The sequence below is a fragment of the Scytonema sp. HK-05 genome, from assembly GCF_963872035.1.
GTDB lineage: Bacteria > Cyanobacteriota > Cyanobacteriia > Cyanobacteriales > Nostocaceae > Kalymmatonema.
Genome location: NZ_CAWMYC010000147.1, coordinates 93464 through 111644 on the forward strand (window position 1 = coordinate 93464; position 18181 = coordinate 111644).

Sequence of the window (18181 nt, forward strand, 5' to 3'; positions counted from 1 at the left end):
GTTCCCTAATTTCAATTCCCATTTCTCAATTATTATTGAGGATTTGAAGCAAACGAATATTTTTAATCAAGTTCGCTTTGTAAAATAGATGCGATCGCCTGTTTGGCGTTTGTCTGAAATTCTCTCACATTCAGACGGTTTAGAAACCAAATCGCCAGCAGCATTAATGCGGCTTCTAAGGCAAACACCAGTCCATAGGCTAGCACCAAGTTGGGCAGCAACTTACGTCCTACATCCAAAATGGCACCACCTGCAGCTACAGCCGTTCCTCTCGCCACAGATTGCGCTAGTCCCCAAGCACCAATGAACGTTCCTGAGGTTTCAGGCGCTGTAAGATCCAGCATCAAGGTGACTGCGGCAGTCGTTAGAATACCAGTTGCTAAACCGAACAATACCAAAGCGAGCTTGAGTAACGCTGGATTAGCAGAAAATCCTGATATCCCAAGTAATCCTGCACACAGTGCCACTAACATACAACCAAGGCGTATAGTTCTTTGCTTACCTAAACGCGGCACAATCAAAAAGCCCCCGACGCCAAAGGCAATCAGTGTACCTGTGCCATAAAAAACATTCAGTTTAGTACTTTCTGCTAGAGGCATCCGAAAGACCTGACCCGCATAAGGTTCTAAAATCGGGTCTTGCATAAATAAGCCCAGTGTCATCACCACTAAAAAGGTGAAAAATAAACCTGTTTGCGGACTAGCTGTTAGTATTCGCCAAGCTGCGCCAAGGGTAATACTGTCTTCTCGGTTGATGGCTGTGGAACGAGTGGTATACCGGGAATACTTTTTTTCTACACCAAAGGTCGCTATAATCGCCAACGCAAATACAATCGCTGGTACGATGAGAAACAGCCGATTGACTGATGCTTGTAATGTGGCGATTGGCTCCGCCAGTGCCTCTTGGGCAATCGCTGCCTCGGGTGTTAATTGCTTGAGCAAACTAGAACTGATAATTGCCCCTACAATAATCCCCACCAGCAGCATCGACCAAACAACACCGACAACTTTGGAACGGTTGTCTTCTTCAGAGATATCAACCAACAAAGCGGCAAAGGCAGTACTGCTTGCACAAATTGCCAGACCGTATAAAGCGAAAACCAAAGCTAGAAGAGCAATCCAGCTCATTGTTTGAGTTGTCCATGCCCAACCACCTGCACTGCTGACGACAGTGTTCAGTTGCCATAACACCTGCACAGCTAAAAATGAGGCGACAGCAAATATCGCCGCTCCCACCCATACATAAGCCGTGCGGTGGTAGCCCCATATTGGCTTGGCATCGGACATTTGACCAAACCAAACCCGAGAAGGAGAAACAAATAACTGTATTGCTAGCACTGCCCCTACCAGCGTCGCCGGAATGGCTATTTCCTGAATCATGACTCTGTTGAGCACCCCCAGAGTCAGGATAGACATCATGCTTAGCCCCATCTGAAATAAGCCAAGCCGAAACATGGTCAACACATTAACCTTTGGCATCGCCAGGGAATTTCCCTGGGAATCAAATAAATCTCCGCTTGCCATAGCTACTTTCTTACAGGGAATATATAATTTGATTTTTCATCGGTTTTATAACCAAGATAAATCAGGACTTACGCAACTGTCATAAGCGATTGCCCAAGGCTTCGCCGTGAGGCAACGACTGTGAGATCAGCGGCTCGAGTAAGCTCGCCGAACTCCGAACCGCGCTCAGCGTTCGACTGAGCTCACGCCGAAGTCCGAATGAGGCACTGGCAAAGCTTGGGTATTTTAGTGGTTTTTTTGTAGCAGCGTTTCCTAGACAAACGTAAAGACGACTGCTATTATTTATCCTTTCATAAGAAAACCCCAGATTCCTGGGGCTTATTGAACGTTTTCTCTTGTCATATAACCACCCTAGTGACCGTTAGGGAATAGGGAATCTCGCCAAGAAAATGAGTAAAAATTAACCCCAGTTCACCTGGGGTTAATTTTTAGATATCACCCTCAACGCTTGCAAACATTGGATGTAGTGGCATATGTGGGCAAACATATTCGGTGTATCAATATTCTTTTAGTGACTTTAAATAAATTCTTAACATAAAGAATGACAAGTACTAGCATCTTGTGGATGAAGAAAGGTAGACGAAACCCTGATGATCTGGTAATGAAGGGGGTAGATACTCCTTGGTTTTGCGGGTGCTTTGTTATAGAAAACCGCGCTTGCTATCGCAGCAGGTGCGATGGCAAAGGTTTTCCCCTCCATAAAAGTAAAATATAGCCTGTTAGTAAACGGTTGGTAAATATAGAGTTAAGTTTCAGTAGCTCAGCATTCCGGAAAGGTCACTGCACAGAAAGAGATGCGAGGGTGATGGGAGGCGTGTGAGTAGCGATCGCCCAAAAAATAAACCCCTTCCTTATGGAAGAGGTGCAACCAACGGTGTTGTATAGCTTGCAGCCAGCAATAATTATTAATTGCAGGCAAAGTTGACTTATGCAGTTGGGGCGGTAATACCGTTTCACTTTAAGGTTGATACAAATAGGCAGCAGGGGGTAGGGGGAAAGAATTAGAGATCAATCATTTGTATCAGCAGCAAGTTCATCCGCTGTTTTACCTTCTTCTATGGCTTTAAGATAATTTTTTGTAATTGTTAAGATGTCTTGTTTTTCAGTTGCCATAGCTATTTTTGTGAGTTCGTGGTTGGTATTAGTTCAATAATTACTTGAGCCTTTTGACGCCATGCTTAGGGGCTTTTGATGATAAGGACTACAAGGTGATTTGCCAACATTCCGAAAAGCTCACCGCCTTTCGCCCGCCTATTCGTCTTTCAGTACCCCTTACTTAATATCTGGATACCCAAAATTTGTACATCCACAATCAATGTGTACCCACCTAGCGGTATGATGCTTCCATCTCTATTGAGGGAAGATTATGCCAATCATCTCTCTAAGCTCGTTTAACTGGGCTTTAGACTAAAGCTGGCGACTGTTGGACGGTCACGGCACACAAAAAGCTTGTATAAAAAAATAGAGAGACATAAACAACAAGATACCCGACTTCGCAAAAGTTGTCGGGTATCCAAGCATGGGTGATTTATGCGCTTAGCGCAGGTACTTTTACACAAATCAAATAGGATTGCTATATGGCATTATTGCTCACGAGGATTTGAACATTAAAGGCTAGCGCATCATTTGTCTACACTCTGAGAGATATTTTGAGAAAAGTTTTACAATACACTGAAAAGTAAAGAACTGTAAAGAAATTTAATGTTGTAAACGTGGAAACCATTACAGAAACCATCACACTAGGGCAAAATGGTCCGGCTGTTACACCTCTTTGCATTGGGACTTGGGCATGGGGTGATAAACTCTTTTGGAATTATGGCAACCACTATGGTCCCGAACAATTGCAAGCAGCTTTTACAGCAGCTTTGGAGGTTGGTGTCACCTTCTTTGATACGGCTGAAATTTACGGATTTGGACTTTCAGAGGAATTTTTGGGGCAATTCTTGCAGAAAACCGACAAACAGGTGCAGATTGCAACCAAATACGGTCCAGTTCCCTGGCGATTTCTGGGTCAGTCTGTCGCCGATGCCCTCACAGATAGTCTCAAACGCCTACAATTAGAGCGAGTCGCTTTGTATCAAGTGCATTGGCCCTTTACCTTCTTTATGAGCCAAGAAACCTTGATGAATGCTCTTGCAGATGAGGTGAAGCGCGGCAGAATTGAAGCAGTAGGTGTTAGTAATTACTCGGCACAGCAAATGCGGGAAGCGCACCAAATACTAGCTGCCCGTGGAGTGCCTTTGGCTGTGAACCAAGTACGTTACTCTCTGCTCACTCGCCAGATTGAAACACATGGTATTCTCCAAACAGCCCGTGAGTTAGGTGTAACAATCTTGGCGTATAGTCCTTTAGCGCAAGGTTTACTGACTGGCAAATACACCGCCGATAGCGTCAACACTCCTAAAGATGGCAGAAGGATAGACCCCAAATTTAGTAAAGAAGGCTTGCAGAAACTTGAGCCTGTGATATCTTTGCTACGCCAGTTAGGAGACAAGCACGATCGCACGCCAGCCCAAGTTGCCTTGAGGTGGTTAATTGATCAAGGAAACGTCATTCCTATTGCTGGCGCGAAAACAGCCGAACAGGTAAAACAGAATGCAGGCGCTTTGGGTTGGAAATTGAGCGATGATGAAATTAAGCAGTTAGAGGAAGTGAGTCGTCCTTACAAATAAAAAGAACCAAGTAAAAAGTTAAAAGAAATTATTTCTTTGTTTTAACTTTTTACTTTTTACTTTTAACTTGATTTACGAGTTTTCCTGACCAGCTAACATCTGTAAAATTTTTTCTACATTATCCAAATCCCCAGCAATTCTCCGTATAGGCTGAGGCCAAACTTTAACGAGGGTGGGAGTTGCAGAAACTTGATCGGATTCTGCTTGTTCTGGATTTGTTAATACGTCAATGACTTTTAGAGTATAAGGGTTGCCAAGATATCTTTCTAAAAGTTCGTGTAAATTTTTTAAAATGCGTTCAGTGGCAGCACTATGTCCTGCAACAAATAAGCGGAGAACATACCCCTTTGTTTTTGATTGAGGCTGTTGTGCGGATGTGACTGGTTGATAGTACGAAGGAGTTGGATCACCAAAGTCGAGACGCATAACCAAGTCGTGATCTTCCCAAAGCTGGGGAAATGTGGAGCGATATGTTGCCAATACCAGGCGATCGCACAACCCCTCCTGCCAAGGTGTAGATTGCCATGCTAGCTCCCCTGTACCAAAAATAGCGTTAAGGACAGCTTGATGTCGCATAACTGCCGGATAAGCTTCGGCAAAAGTCTGGATTTGTTGGGTGCGCGGATCTAACCAATGGTCTATGGTCGCTGTGTAGCATGGTACTAAAAAGTGAGGCGGTTCTGGTAAGTCTAGGATTTCCTGCAACATAGCGCACAAATGTAAATGCCATCGACCTTGCTTACTGGGGTCGATACAGTAAATTAAATCTCCTCCAGGTGTAAACAGCGCAATGCCTTTAAACAGTTGGGGTAGAGGTGGTTTGTCAAGTGTCAAGGGTCTATTAGGAGAAAATCATGAATTATATATTATGAATTATGAAATTTTTTATCATTCATAATTTATAGTTCATAATTCTCAACACTTAAACTCTACCACAGAGAAATTGCGCCATCTCGTTGGGAGTGGGTGATATCTCCAAGGCTGTTTTTTCAGTGATGTCACCCTCTTGGTAGAGGTTGAGCAGAGACTGATTCATAATAATCATGCCTTGAAGAAGAACTCAGAACGCAGAACGCAGAACACAGCAATGCGATGAGTGGGGGATTCAAACCCGCCACCAAGAGTGTAGACGACTGTTTATCTAGCAACGGCAAAATCACCAACATATAATCTGTTCAAGAGCATTGGTGAATTATGAGAAACACCCTAGAGTTTGAAAAGAAATGTTAAGCATACGAGAAGTAAACTTGTTGAAATAAACGTTTAGAGTTGTTGCTTTTTAGCTTATATACCTGAAGGTAGATGCGAAAAACAAGTTTTATATCAGAATATTCACTAGATTTATTCCCATAATTGCGAAAAATTAACTGTAAAGTTTATTAAATAAATGCTCATCTTCTCAGTTGGTTTTTATATACTGAACTACTAATCGTTGATCCCGCTCATGATGAGCTAGACATTTCTGAATTTAAGTTTTTGTTTCGTTTGTTTTGTATTTGGAGAATAGGAGAAAAAGTCATGGCTTTGTCTCAAACGTCTAATTTAGGCAAGACCTACTCATTGTTGATGATCAAAAGTTTTTTAATATGGACTTTTACATTGGCAGTATGCTTACTGGTTGTCGGTTTTCCTTTAGTTGTGTTGATGGCTACGGTCGGATGTCTGTTGTCAATTGTTTTGGAATCGGTGATGCCTGTTAGTGCGGTTTTGCTTGTTGCAGGTGGTTTAATCATGTTTAATGTGATGGCAGTTGTGATGGCTGCTGGAGTGCTAACTCTTAAAGGAGTCCATCCCAAGGAAGTCCAATGGTTGAGTTGGCTGCATGGAGAAGCAGAAAATATGCAAACGACTACCGTTTACGCTGCTTGTCCTTTAACTTGTGAAATTGAACCGTAACCATCACTCCTTAATTCGACAAACAGTACATCTGCCCGGTTAAGCCGGGTTTTTTCATGCTTTATGAGTCAAGAGTCCAAAATCCATAGTCAAAAGTTTCAGGCTATTGACCATTGACTATGAATTATTAATTGTTAACTATTGACTATTGACCATTGACTAATGACTCATGACTAAAAAGCAAATTTACATTATATTGGGTACGCGTCCGGAAGCAATCAAACTCGCTCCGGTCATTCAGGTTTTCCAAAACTCCTCAAGTCTGGACACTCAAGTGATTCTGACAGGACAGCATCGCGAGATGGTTGAGCAAGTGATGCGGCTGTTCAACCTCAAAGCGGATCATGACTTGGAGATTATGCAGCCAAAGCAATCTCTTAGTGATATTACCTGCCGCAGTTTACGAGGTTTGGAAGAATTATTCCAACAGAATCAGCCAGATTTAGTGCTCGTGCAGGGAGATACAACGACGGCTTTTGCCGCGACTTTGGCTGCATTTTACCAAAAAATTCCTGTAGGACATGTAGAAGCTGGATTAAGAACAGATGACCTATTTAATCCTTATCCAGAAGAAGCCAACAGACGGCTGATTTCTCAACTCACTCAATTGCACTTTGCGCCAACTGCTTTAGCGGTGGAAAATCTACAACGTTCTGGGGTTTTGGGTGAAATTCACCTGACAGGTAACACAGTGATTGATGCGTTGTTAACTGTGGCTGCAAGCGTTCCTGTCTGTGATATACCTGGGTTGGAATGGGGGAAATATCGTGTTTTGCTGGCGACAGTTCACCGGCGTGAAAATTGGGGAGAACCACTGCATGATATTGCTCAAGGCTTTTTGCGGGTGTTAGATAAATTTCCTGATACAGCGTTGCTTTTACCATTGCACCGTAATCCGACAGTGCGAGAACCGTTGCAAGCACTATTGGGCAATCATCCTCGAATTTTTTTAACCGAACCTTTAGATTATGCTCAACTGGTGGGAGCGATTATGCGATCGCATCTTTTGCTGACTGACTCTGGTGGCTTGCAGGAAGAAGCACCCAGCCTGGGAAAACCAGTTTTGGTCTTGAGAGAAACCACAGAAAGACCCGAAGCAGTAAATGCCGGTACAGCTCAACTTGTGGGAACTCAGCCAGAGAAAATATTCACGACTACTGAGAAATTGCTATCTGACTTAACTGCTTATGAAACGATGGCAAACGCAATTAATCCCTTTGGGGATGGTCATGCAGCAAAGCGAATTTTGCAAATTGTGCAAAATTACTTTGGGCTTTGCTTATAAAACTCATACGGCTTCAGGTAAAACTTTTGGCAGTTTGTCCACTAATTTAATTAAGACATGAGCTACTGAACAAAAAAAACAAGGAGGAGCATGAGCAGAAACACAGCAATAAAGTTGGAAGGAACAACAAGAAAAACAAAATAATCCCTTTAATTGTTGAAGCGTAAGGTATAGTACAAGCCCCGATGGTCAAATCTATTTTGTTGCTCATGCACCTGTTGCTACTCCATCATCTCAACCTACCGCTTCTCCTTGTCCTAGTCAAAATTAGGGGATAGGGTTTATAGTTCTGTTACATACTAAAATTAGTAGAAAAAGCCTATAAATGAAAATAGTTTGTATAGATTTTTAGTGAAGTATCCATCTTTTCAGACTCCTACCTTGTAAGCTTTTTGCACTTTTATAGTGGTCGAAGGAACATCGTTGGTAACAGTTTTCGCTTCTTCAAAAGCTTCTCGACCTGTAATCAATCTAGAGCGACGACTACGAGTGAGATAATTCCATGCCCACTGAAATACTACTAGTAATTTAGTGTCGAACTCGATTAAGAAGTAGATATGAACGACTAACCAAAATATCCAAGCAAGGAAACCTTGGAGTTTGATAAAGCTTAAATCTACAACAGCTAAATTTTTGCCAATCATCGCCAAACTACCTACGTCATTGTAACGAAATTGTGGTAGTGTTTGACCTTGAAGGCGTTTTTTAATGAGTTTAGCTACATACTCTCCTTCTTGTTTGGCTACGGGTGCAACACCAGGTAAGGGTTTTCCATCTTGATGAGAGAAGTTGCCTAAATCTCCGATGACAAAGATGCTTTTATAACCCTTAATCGTCAAGTCTGGTTCTACAATCACACGTCCGGAGCGATCGCACTCTACACCTGTGCGGTTTGCTAAAACTTGCCCCAAAGAGGAACCTTTCACACCTGCTGCCCATAATATAGTTTTTGAGGCAATTTCTTGAACTTGATCACCTTGCTTGAAAGTAACGATATCATTTTCAATATTTGTCACTCTGGTATTAGTTTGGGTATCCACACCCAACTTTTGCAAAGATACTTTTGCGACTTCTGATAACTGTGGTGCCATATGAGGGAGGATGCGATCGCCACCTTGCAATAATAAAATCTTAGTTTCTGTGGTGTCGATGTTGCGGAAATCTTCGTTGAGAGTTTTGTATGCCAATTCTGAGATCGCACCTGCTAACTCTACACCAGTGGGACCCGCTCCGACAATCACAAAAGTCAACCAAGCACGGCGTAGTTCGGGATCAGTTTCTTTTTCTGCTGCTTCAAATGCCGAAAATATCCGGCGACGTATTTCTATGGCGTCTTCAACAATTTTCAAGCCTGGAGCCAATGGTCTCCAGTTATCGTGACCATAATAGGAATGGTTAGCACCTGTAGCAACAACTAATGTATCGTAGGGTATTGTTCTATCACGCAGAATAACTTCTTTGCTTTCTGGATCAATATCATTTACTTCTCCCAACAACACTTTTGTATTCTTACTTTTTCTGAATACAGCTCGTAATGGTGAAGAGATATCAGCAGGTGATAGCGTACCTGTCGCAACTTGATATAAAAGCGGCTGAAATAAATGAAAGTTACGTTTATCGATGAGAGTAACATTGACATTCGCTTTGGCAAGAGTCTTTGCTGTATACAGTCCACCAAAGCCTCCACCAATGATTACAACGTGATGTAATGCATTATTCTCATGTACAACTACCATAAGAACTATTTCCTTTCGTTAAGGGATTGTAAACTTTCTTAACAAAGATCTAGCAAAATTAGAATAAAGGCTGCTGTTTATTTGTGGCATTTGAAGAAATACTAAAAGTAGTTTAAAGTACAGCAATTAAAGCAGAAAGTTGATAAACGCGGGCGTGTAAATCTGAGACAATAATCTTGCCGTCAACCAAAAATGGAATCATAAGCTTGCCATTACGGCAAGCTTATGATTCCACCGACATTTAACTATACGGTTTAGTTTGCCCCTAGTGACAGCCTCGCTAGTTCTATGCCAGATAGGAGGATGTGCGATCGCTCTTTGCGTGCCCTGCATAGCATTGCCACGGAGTGGGAGCCGGAAAGCTCCCGACTTTTTTAGGACTTACGCAGTAATAACGGAAAAACGTAGACGCGTACCTGAAGCGAACGCTGGCGCAAGAGCGACATACCGCAGGCTACCGCAATTGACTTAGATTTTTTGATAATAGACATACCAAAATTGCTGTCTTCTATGAATGTAGGAGCCGATCGCATACGCGAAATTGTTCGTTAAAACGCAAAATTTCTCCCGTCATGACCAAGCCCAAATGAAGGCGGTGGATATTCATGAGGGACGTGTTGCCATTAGCATTGCTGATAATGAACCTGGAATGAAGCCAGAAGTAAAAGAGCGGCTCTTTGAACCGTTTTTTACTACCAAACCCGCTGGTGTCGGAACAAGCTTAGGATTATTAATTAGTTATCAAATTGTTGTTGAAAAACATGGTGGTCAACTGCTCTGTTTTCGCGAATTGGGTCAAGGTACTGAATTTGTCATTGAAATTCCAATATGTCACTTCAAGAGCTTCTTGGCAATTAACGACCACCAACACTAATACCAGAATACCCAGGATAATCTCTGTAATATGGTCGGGTGCCAATATTCCCTAACCCCAGATAACTCAGCGTTTGGGGTCCAGCGACTCCATTTGCACGCAAGCCGAGACTTGCTTGGAAGTTTCTGACTGCTCTTTCTGTAGCCGTATCATAGTATCCAGTTAGCCGTACGTTACCTAAAGCTCTCTGAAGTTCTGCCACAGCCTCACCTCTAGAACCTCTTCTGAGAGTGAGGGTACCGCTATTGCCATAATTAGCAGGAGCGGGATACTGAGGATCATATACAGGTGGACGGGTGGCAAAAGTCCCCAACCCCAGAGAACTGAGAGTTTCTGAATCAGCAACTCCTGTTGGACGCAAGCCTCTTGTTGCCTGGAAGTTTCTCACTGCTCTTTCTGTCGCCGTATCATAGTATCCAGTTACCCGTACATTACCCAAAACTCTCTGAAGTTGTCTGACAGCCTCGCCTCGAGAAGCTGGTCTGAGAGTTATGTCGTCATTGTAAGCAGTAGGATATGGAGTATATTCTACAGGTGGTGTGGTAGGAATATTCCCCAAACCCACATTACTCCCCAACCCCAGATAACTGAGAGTTTGCGGTCCAGCGACTCCATCAGCAAGCAAGCCGTTTCTTGTCTGGACATTTCTGACTGCTGTTTCAGTTAACGGACCATAGTATCCAGTTACCGGTACATTACCCAAAACTGTCTGAAGTTGTCTAACAGCCTCACCTCGAGAACCTCTTCTTAAAGTGACGCTACCGCCAATGCCATTATCAGCAGTAGATCTTGTTGGAATGACGCTACCGCCAATACCGCGATCATTCGTATATCTCCCATCGGAACTCGTGTTAATCCAATTGGCAGCAACGTAATTACCTGTAGACAACCGAGCAAATCCATTTCTATATCCTACAACCCGTGGCAACTGTGAGCCATTAGAGTAACATCTCACAGAGCGATAGTAGGTGCTTGGACCTGTACGGACATTAAGACAATTGCCATTAGTCCTGACAAAGTACCTACCTGCACCAGAGTATGCTGCCCATCCTGCTTGGACTTGAGCTAGAATTGCCAACGAGGAACTGATGATAGCGAAAGTTAACTTAGCAGATTTAAAATATTTGTGCCAATTGAATCTGAGCTTAAACTCAGGAAGACAGAATTCGGTATCTGCAGTTACTTTTGCGTAGCTGCTATCCATGAGAGAATAAGCAAGATATTCCACAATATTCTCCTTTGTCCTGAAAGTGTGATGAGTACAGAGATTTTTCTTTGCTCTTCCCCAAATTCCGTCTAACGCGTATCTTTACTGTTCTTTGTCACTCCCACGGCTATCCAATGGGTTTTCTGCTTTAAACGTTATAAGAAATTTTGACAGGGTCTAGAGCCAAATCAAAAATTTCAATTTATTTTAAATTTATTTTAAATTTATTTTCAAAAACAAAAATCCCTGCCTATTTTTTGCCCCAAACAGACAGGGGAAAAGCATTTATCCAGAAAAATAATAGTGCCGCTAACACCTTGGTTGAATACCAGCTATTGTGGTTCTAAGACCAAATTCTGAGTGAAAGCTTACCTATTAATAAACTCCCAAAGCAGATTGCGTTTCCGGTCCAGCGATTCCATCCACACGTAAACCATTTCTTGCCTGGTAGTTCCGGACTGCACTTTCCGTCCCTGAACCGTAATATCCAGTAGGTGTCACTCCCAAAATTCTTTGAAGTCTTGCAACAGCAGAACCTTCAGATCCGAGACCTAGAGTGGTAGGACCACCAACACCAGGACCAGGAGTGTACCCTGTGCCAGGTTTCTTGCTAATCCAATTGGCAGCAACGTAATAACCATTGGATAGCTTAGCAAATCCATTCCTGTATGCTACGACTCGTGGAAGTCGTGAGCCATTACGGTAAGATGCAACAGCACCATAATTTTCGCCAGGACCTCTGCGGACTGTGAGATCACTGCCGTTTGTCCTAACATAATAGTTATTTGCTGGACCGTAGTACGTTGCTGAGGCTGATTGAGCCTGAGCTAAAATTGCAACCAACGCACCCATGCTCGCAAAAGTTAACCAAGCAGATTTGAAATTTCTGTTCCAGTTAAGTTTCAGTTTAATTTCTGGAAGGGTAAATTCCGTATCTTTAGTTGCCTCTGCGTAGGCACTATCCATGAGAGAATAAGCAAGATATTCCACAGTAAGCTCCTTTATACTGGAAAATTCACGGAATGCAGAGTTTTACTTCGCTTTTCTCTGAATTTTGTCTAATGTAACTTAGACTACCCTTTATCGTAAAGGATTTTTACCTAGAACATGATTAAGAAAAAATAATTTTTCAAAAAAAAATCCGGATAAACACGATTGATCTTGAAAATACAAGGGCTGGTACTATGCGATCGCTTCCAGCGGGGCTTTGCCCATCGCGCCTTGGCGGGGCTGAGTCCATCGCCCTCAAGCGGGTACTCTGTGCCAATGCCCAAAGGGCACGTACTCGCGTTCGCATAAAGCGCCGTGCCCTTACGGAAATCGCATCTGTAGTATTCGTAAGGGCAGATAGCCAACTTTACTGTTGAAACTGCTTTGAAGTGGAAAAAGTATCAGAACGCACTTGCTGACCATTGCGCCAAACTTCCACCTTGTCAGGGCTAACGAGGTAGGAGAAACTACCATTCTCTGCACGATACTGAGAACTGCCAACACTCCAAGCTGGGATACGTACAGGCTGGTTTGGGTCTTGCTTTAATTGTCCGATGTAAAACAGCTGACCATTTTCCTGACAAACTTTGACCAAGACATTTGCTGTTTCACCTTCAATCACTGTAGTGCCATTGCATTTAGTATCAGCTATTACAGAGCCGCCGACAGCCACTGGAATTGGTTGCGAAGGTGAAACTTGCTGCTGTTTCTCTGCTGGCGAGACTTGGCTGATTGATTGACTTGCAACGGATGCCACAGAAGCAGGGCTTGTCATCTGGTGTTGTGGGATTTTTCCTGCAATTAAAGACGGTAATGCAGTCATCGGATCAACGGCAAAACGATGATGTTTACGAACTTCAAAGTGTAGGTGAGGTGCCGTACTATTACCTGTAGACCCCATGGAAGAAATAACTTGACCTTGGCTCACCTGTTGACCCTGTTTCACCAACAAGCGACTATTGTGACCGTAAACTGTGATACTGCCATCAGTATGCTCAATGACTACGACATTGCCTAATCCCCATTCGTTCCAACCTGCTTTGACTACTGTACCGGATGCGGCAGCAATAATAGGAGTCCCAGATGCCCCTGCGATATCAATTCCTTCATGTTGATATCTGCGAAAACCTTGAGAAACCATCCCTTGAGTGGGCCAAATCAAGTTAGAAGGAAGAGATTTTTGTGGAGTATTGGACTTTTGTGCTGTCTGAGTCAAAACCTGCGTACTTGTACTTATCACAGCAGTTAAAGACGTTAACCCTATCAAGCCATACGTACATATTTGAGAAACAGTAACTTTTTTCATTAGTTAAAGCCCATTAGAAAAATGGTTTAGGATGTCTTTGGTTATTTGCTGTTACAGTGTTAAGCCTGGAATATCAGGAGTGTCATCTGGGTAAATTCGCAACTATGCCTGCTATTGGATAAGGAAGAGGAAATTTTCTGTAAAAGTACCAGAAGACTGAAGTCGCTTGCACTCTCGTAACAGTTTAAGATATTGTGCCTTTTGTGAATCAGTCAATGTACTTAAATAGCTCTAGATATCATGGTGTGCTCAAAGCACTACAAAAGTCTATCCCCAAGCTCGATTTCTCGCCTTTTCCCACTCCCCATTTGACAACAGTGTAGTTTTCTTAACCTGTCACCACTGAGTTCTAATAAGCTTATCTTTTTGAAGAGAATCCTTAGTTAATTTCTTTGAAAAATGATTTCATCAAAAGTTTATGAATTTTGATCAAAAATATACAATTTTTTTACAAATATTTTGCGTGTTACTTATAAAGTAAGGTTAATAGACTGTTTACATAGCTATTAAGGCGAACTCGTTAAAATGTAAATCATTTTTGTACATCATGTTTACAAAAACAGACTCTAAAAACTGGCTCCAAGAAAGCCGTTATAGTAGTCGGGGAAGTGTGTATTTATTCGCTCCGATGGTCAACTTCAATGTTATGGCTGAAGTTGGCGATACTCCACCCTGATGTACTTGTCATGAGTTGGGAATAATACGATAAATTCAATAATTATATCTTGATGAAAGTAAGGAAATTTCACTTCTCCATTGGAATAAGTGGAAGAGGTATAATTTGTTGAAATAACTGTTGGCACAACTTCATAAAATAGCCAGTTAAACCATCTGCTCATCCCATATTTTGATGGATGGCGTGGTGAAGTCATGGTATTCAGTTGTGAATCAGTTCCGAAGATGGAAGTAGTGTCTCGGATTCCCAACAAATGTGAATTTTCAATCTTAGATATTGAATACTAACCACAAGATTTGCTTGTGAGCAAATCAATATGGCTCAGATAAAGCTAAATTCCCTTCAACTCTGCCTTGCAAAGGGGGAGAATGTAGCTCCTTTGAAAAGGGTGTTAGGGGATTTTTAAAGATTAATATCACTAACTGAACCGTATTGGTGAGCAACAGCATATTGTTGCGAACAAGACATCTCTTATACAGCTAAAAATAGCAATGAAATAACATCTGCGTTGAATATTTTCTCTAATTATAAATATTTCCTGATTTGAGAAAATATGCATGAGCCATCTGAATTTGTGTTATGAATCTGCTAGAAAAAAATACAGATTTATAAATTTAGCTGGCACGAGCAGAATGCGCAAAAAATTTGTAACTTTTTAAGACAAGTATTGCTCTATCTAGCGATGAATAACCAACTTTTATTTCCAGAATAAATAGGTATTTATGAATTTTTATTGACTAATTTATTAAGAGCTATGTTGCTGTGGCTGTTCCTACATGACTGATCAGAAACCGGAACATAAAGGAACTTGTGAGGTCTACATAATCTTATTACTGAATTCCATAAACCCATATGGAATCTATTTACTAGAATCGGCAGGAAATGTTAAGTAAGTCTTATAAAAGAGGATGGTTAATTATTAATTAGAATTCAATACTACTGCTAAAAAAAGCACAAATATTCTTAAGTAAAAACAGTAGGAAAGAACCTAATGACTAAAGTAATAACAAAAGTTTATGATAAGAAACCCCATCTTCGCTACTTAGATGGCTTACGTGGAATTGCAGCTCTATATGTGGTACTTGTTCACATTGAGCCGTTGGTGGGAGAGCTGGGTGAACAAAGAAGAAGGGAAACTACTCAACAGGTATATACCATTAGGAGGTTGTATTGTGCTCAATTCTGAGGTGCAGAAAAATACTTCCCAGGCACCAGCGCCTGTCCTCGGCTTGCTAGATTTTTGTAAAGGTTTGGCAATTGTTTGGATAGTTCTGATTCATTGGAGACCAGAATGGTTTGGTTGGCAGGGGGTTCATGTCTTTATTGTGTTAAGTGGATTTGGACTTACCTATTCCTGCCTCAAAAGAGATTCAGACATCTCGTGGAAGAAATGGTATGTGAAGCGGTTCAGGAAAGTTCTACCTTCGTATTGGATGGTTTGTCTGTGGGGATACCTGATTTTGGCTTGTGTTTACCTGTTTGAAGGTCGCAATCTGCTGAATGCACTTTCATTACCCTTGGATGTGTTAGTCAACGATGCCCTACTGCTTAAGTTAACCCTGTTAAATCCCATTGTTAAAGTTGAGCCTAATGGGTCATTGTGGTTTATCCCTTTCATTGTCAGTTTTTACCTAGCCTTTCCCTGGTTATATCAGCTGGTCGTTAAACATAAAACCGTGAGAGTTGTGCTGTTCGCCCTTTTGGTGACAATCGTATTTGAGTTTGTCTATAGAGCGATCGCACTTTACTGGTTGGATGGTATTCCTACTGGATACAGACATTATGCCAAGCTGTTTCCAGTGCTGGGTGTACCGCTTGATAAACTTCCAACCGATTTCCGATTCCAGCACGAATATGCTTTTGATTTTTTTCCATCAAGGCTTGGTGAGTTTGCGATTGGTATGGTAGCAGCTGTTGGTCTAGTGCGGAACTCTTCCATCTTTCATAAAGTACTCTTAAATCCTTGGATGGGTGTTCTGGGATTTCTTATCTGGCTCGCTGGTAATGCCTTGATATATCAAGGCTTTTGGGGGTGGGTTTTTGCTGATTTTGTGATTGCCGTGGGTATTATTCTGTGGTTTCTCAATCTTGGCTCATTTCTCCAGAAAAAGTTGCCTGCCTTTTTTTCCAAAATGAGTCAGTTAGGTGTCTGGTCTTATTACATTTTTTTGACTCACTATCTCTTGGTTTTTATCACCCAAAAGATGGATGCTCCCTTAACACCTTTGTTCGATAATTCAGCGATTGGAATTAAAGTTTTGCGGGTTTCTCTTTTCGGAGCCATTCTAGTCGGAACCTGGATAAGTTCCCGAATACTAGAACGGTTTGATCGCTCTCAATTTTCTGATTTGATGATTCAAAAAACTTTTGCAAAAGTTTTGAAGTGATGTGTTTGATAACAAATTATTTGTCTTGCGATCAAATTGATGTCGTCAAGGTATTAATCAAGTGTGATTTTTACCCAACGCATTTTACGTACTTAGGTGGTTCAAGGATAGTTTCAGTCATTTTATAAGCTAATCCTTCCGTATTACTTGGCGGACATCACCAGAGGAAATTTTATTTTTCCGAAAAACGAATAATGTGTTATGAATAAAGCTTTAAAGTCCCATTATTGATTTAGGAATGAATAGGATGGAGCTTATGTCTGTTAAATCTGATATTCAACCAATTGTTCTTGTCTGTGCTGCTGATAATAACTATGCAATGCCACTTGCTGTTACAGTTTCTTCAGCAGTTGCAAACGTGAAAAATAATCGCAAAATAGCCTTATTCGTTCTAGATGGAGGAATTAGCGAGTTTAATAAACGTAAGATTACAAAATCGCTGAATCCAGCACAAATTAGTGTTACCTGGGTCAAACCAGATAACGCACTCTTTGAAAATCTTGTATTGACTAGGCATCTGACACCTACTTGCTATTATCGGCTTCTGATTACTGAATTTTTGCCCAAAGAATTTGATAAGGCAATTTATCTAGATACCGATATGGTAGTGACGGGAGATTTGGCAGAGTTATGGGACATTGACATTGAAGAGAATTATGTATTAGCAGTTCAGGATGACGTTGAGTTAAATATAGGGATGTCCGAGGGTTTAAGAAACTATAAGGAGATAGGTATTTCTCCAGATTATAAATACTTTAATTCTGGGCTTTTAGTCATTAATTTGAAAAAATGGCGAGATGAGAATATAGGTCAAAAAGTCATTGAATATGTCAAACAAAATAGAGAATATGTGCGTAACGATCAGGATGGTCTCAACGCAGTGCTTGCAGGCAAATGGGGAGAACTTCACCCTAAATGGAATATAATGCCAAAAATATATGACTATCAATCATCGCAAGATAGTCCCTTGGCACCAGAAGTCTATAATGAACTGCTTGAGAATCCTTGCATTATTCACTATACGAATTCTCCTAAACCCTGGTATGCAGGATTGAAAGAGGAATGTAAACACCCTAAAAAACATTTGTTCTTTGAATATCTTGACATAACAGCTTGGTCAGGATGGCGGGATACTTACTGGAGACGACTTTGGAGAAAATTTATGAAAGTCACTTCACTAACTACAGCCAAGCTTTAAAAAGGTCGCGTAAATAGATTTTCTGTCGTGTACTTTCGTGTGTTCTGGATTCAACTGAAGGGGAGGATGATTTGAATACAAAAGTTTTGCAGCGAGAGTGGTTTTCCAATATCAAAGCAGACATATTGTCAGGTACGTTAGTCGCGTTAGCGCTGATTCCGGAAGCGATCGCCTTTTCCATCATCGCAGGTGTCGATCCGAAAGTTGGGCTGTACGCTTCTTTCTCTATCGCTGTGATCACAGCCTTTGTGGGTGGACGACCGGCTTTAATCTCAGCTGCTACGGGTGCAATGGCGCTGTTGATGATCACATTGGTTAAACAACACGGACTGGAATATCTATTTGCAGCGACGGTTTTAACTCAATACCGTTCAGTTATAGCGGTTTTCAGCTAAGGTGGGCATTACTCAGCAATATCTCAAATGTGCACC

Annotated in this window: 13 protein-coding genes and 3 pseudogenes; 8 read left to right on the plus strand and 8 right to left on the minus strand. The window is 41.6% G+C overall.

The features are described from left to right. Positions 1 to 62 precede the first annotated feature (62 nt). On the minus strand, positions 63 to 1523 hold the full coding sequence (locus AACT52_RS33780; protein WP_073628190.1) for a BCD family MFS transporter: 1461 nt from the start codon (positions 1521 to 1523) through the stop codon (positions 63 to 65). 1712 nt (positions 1524 to 3235) lie between these two features. Between AACT52_RS33780 and AACT52_RS33785 the strand changes: the two genes are divergently transcribed. Beyond that, positions 3236 to 4195, plus strand: a complete 960-nt coding sequence (locus AACT52_RS33785) for an aldo/keto reductase (RefSeq protein WP_233153813.1) — start codon at positions 3236 to 3238, stop codon at positions 4193 to 4195. Positions 4196 to 4267: 72 nt separating this feature from the next. Here the strand turns inward: AACT52_RS33785 and AACT52_RS33790 are convergent, their stop codons facing one another. Then, positions 4268 to 5029, minus strand: coding sequence for a circadian clock KaiB family protein (locus AACT52_RS33790; protein WP_073628192.1), 762 nt, complete (start codon positions 5027 to 5029; stop codon positions 4268 to 4270). Positions 5030 to 5117: 88 nt separating this feature from the next. Next, positions 5118 to 5243, minus strand: a pseudogene (locus AACT52_RS33795) (type IV pili twitching motility protein PilT); the annotation flags it as partial. Between the two features lie 470 nt (positions 5244 to 5713). Between AACT52_RS33795 and AACT52_RS33800 the strand changes: the two are divergent. After that, positions 5714 to 6091: a hypothetical protein gene (locus AACT52_RS33800; RefSeq protein ID WP_073628194.1), complete on the plus strand. Its 378-nt coding sequence runs from the start codon at positions 5714 to 5716 to the stop codon at positions 6089 to 6091. A gap of 169 nt (positions 6092 to 6260) precedes the next feature. After that, on the plus strand, positions 6261 to 7376 hold the full coding sequence (gene wecB / locus AACT52_RS33805) for a non-hydrolyzing UDP-N-acetylglucosamine 2-epimerase (RefSeq protein ID WP_073628196.1): 1116 nt from the start codon (positions 6261 to 6263) through the stop codon (positions 7374 to 7376). A gap of 368 nt (positions 7377 to 7744) precedes the next feature. On the opposite strand, the gene AACT52_RS33810 is transcribed toward wecB, so the two are convergent. Next, entirely contained in the window at positions 7745 to 9112 is a 1368-nt protein-coding gene (locus AACT52_RS33810) for an NAD(P)/FAD-dependent oxidoreductase (protein ID WP_073628198.1), read from the minus strand. Positions 9113 to 9562: 450 nt separating this feature from the next. Here AACT52_RS33810 and AACT52_RS33815 point away from each other — a divergent pair. Further along, a pseudogene (locus AACT52_RS33815) lies at positions 9563 to 9986 on the plus strand (sensor histidine kinase); the annotation flags it as partial. Here the strand turns inward: AACT52_RS33815 and AACT52_RS33820 are convergent. After that, positions 9967 to 11214 carry a peptidoglycan-binding domain-containing protein gene (locus tag AACT52_RS33820; protein ID WP_083630059.1) on the minus strand — a complete coding sequence of 416 codons (1248 nt, stop codon included), beginning with the start codon at positions 11212 to 11214 and terminating at the stop codon, positions 9967 to 9969. The pseudogene AACT52_RS33815 and the gene AACT52_RS33820 overlap by 20 nt on opposite strands. A gap of 354 nt (positions 11215 to 11568) precedes the next feature. Continuing rightward, positions 11569 to 12183, minus strand: coding sequence for a peptidoglycan-binding domain-containing protein (locus tag AACT52_RS33825; protein WP_073628204.1), 615 nt, complete (start codon positions 12181 to 12183; stop codon positions 11569 to 11571). Between the two features lie 194 nt (positions 12184 to 12377). Here AACT52_RS33825 and AACT52_RS33830 point away from each other — a divergent pair, with 194 nt between their 5' ends. After that, entirely contained in the window at positions 12378 to 12560 is a 183-nt protein-coding gene (locus AACT52_RS33830) for a hypothetical protein (RefSeq protein ID WP_143172722.1), read from the plus strand. Here AACT52_RS33830 and AACT52_RS33835 read toward each other — a convergent pair. Then, positions 12551 to 13489 carry a M23 family metallopeptidase gene (locus tag AACT52_RS33835; protein WP_198940837.1) on the minus strand — a complete coding sequence of 313 codons (939 nt, stop codon included), beginning with the start codon at positions 13487 to 13489 and terminating at the stop codon, positions 12551 to 12553. The genes AACT52_RS33830 and AACT52_RS33835 overlap by 10 nt on opposite strands. 644 nt (positions 13490 to 14133) lie before the next feature. After that, complete coding sequence (locus AACT52_RS33840) at positions 14134 to 14361, minus strand: hypothetical protein (RefSeq protein WP_198940838.1); 228 nt, start codon at positions 14359 to 14361, stop codon at positions 14134 to 14136. 976 nt (positions 14362 to 15337) lie between these two features. On the opposite strand from AACT52_RS33840, the gene AACT52_RS33845 reads away from it, so the two are divergent. From AACT52_RS33845 to AACT52_RS33855, 3 genes and pseudogenes are all read left to right on the plus strand, one after another. Then, the gene (locus AACT52_RS33845; protein ID WP_158054533.1) at positions 15338 to 16552 is read left to right on the plus strand and encodes an acyltransferase family protein; all 1215 of its coding nucleotides are present in this window, start codon (positions 15338 to 15340) and stop codon (positions 16550 to 16552) included. Positions 16553 to 16808: 256 nt separating this feature from the next. After that, positions 16809 to 17750 (plus strand): glycosyltransferase family 8 protein, encoded by a 942-nt coding sequence (locus AACT52_RS33850; protein WP_073628343.1) that lies wholly within the window; start codon positions 16809 to 16811, stop codon positions 17748 to 17750. Between the two features lie 71 nt (positions 17751 to 17821). Then, positions 17822 to 18112: pseudogene (locus AACT52_RS33855) on the plus strand (SulP family inorganic anion transporter); the annotation flags it as partial. Positions 18113 to 18181 lie beyond the last annotated feature (69 nt).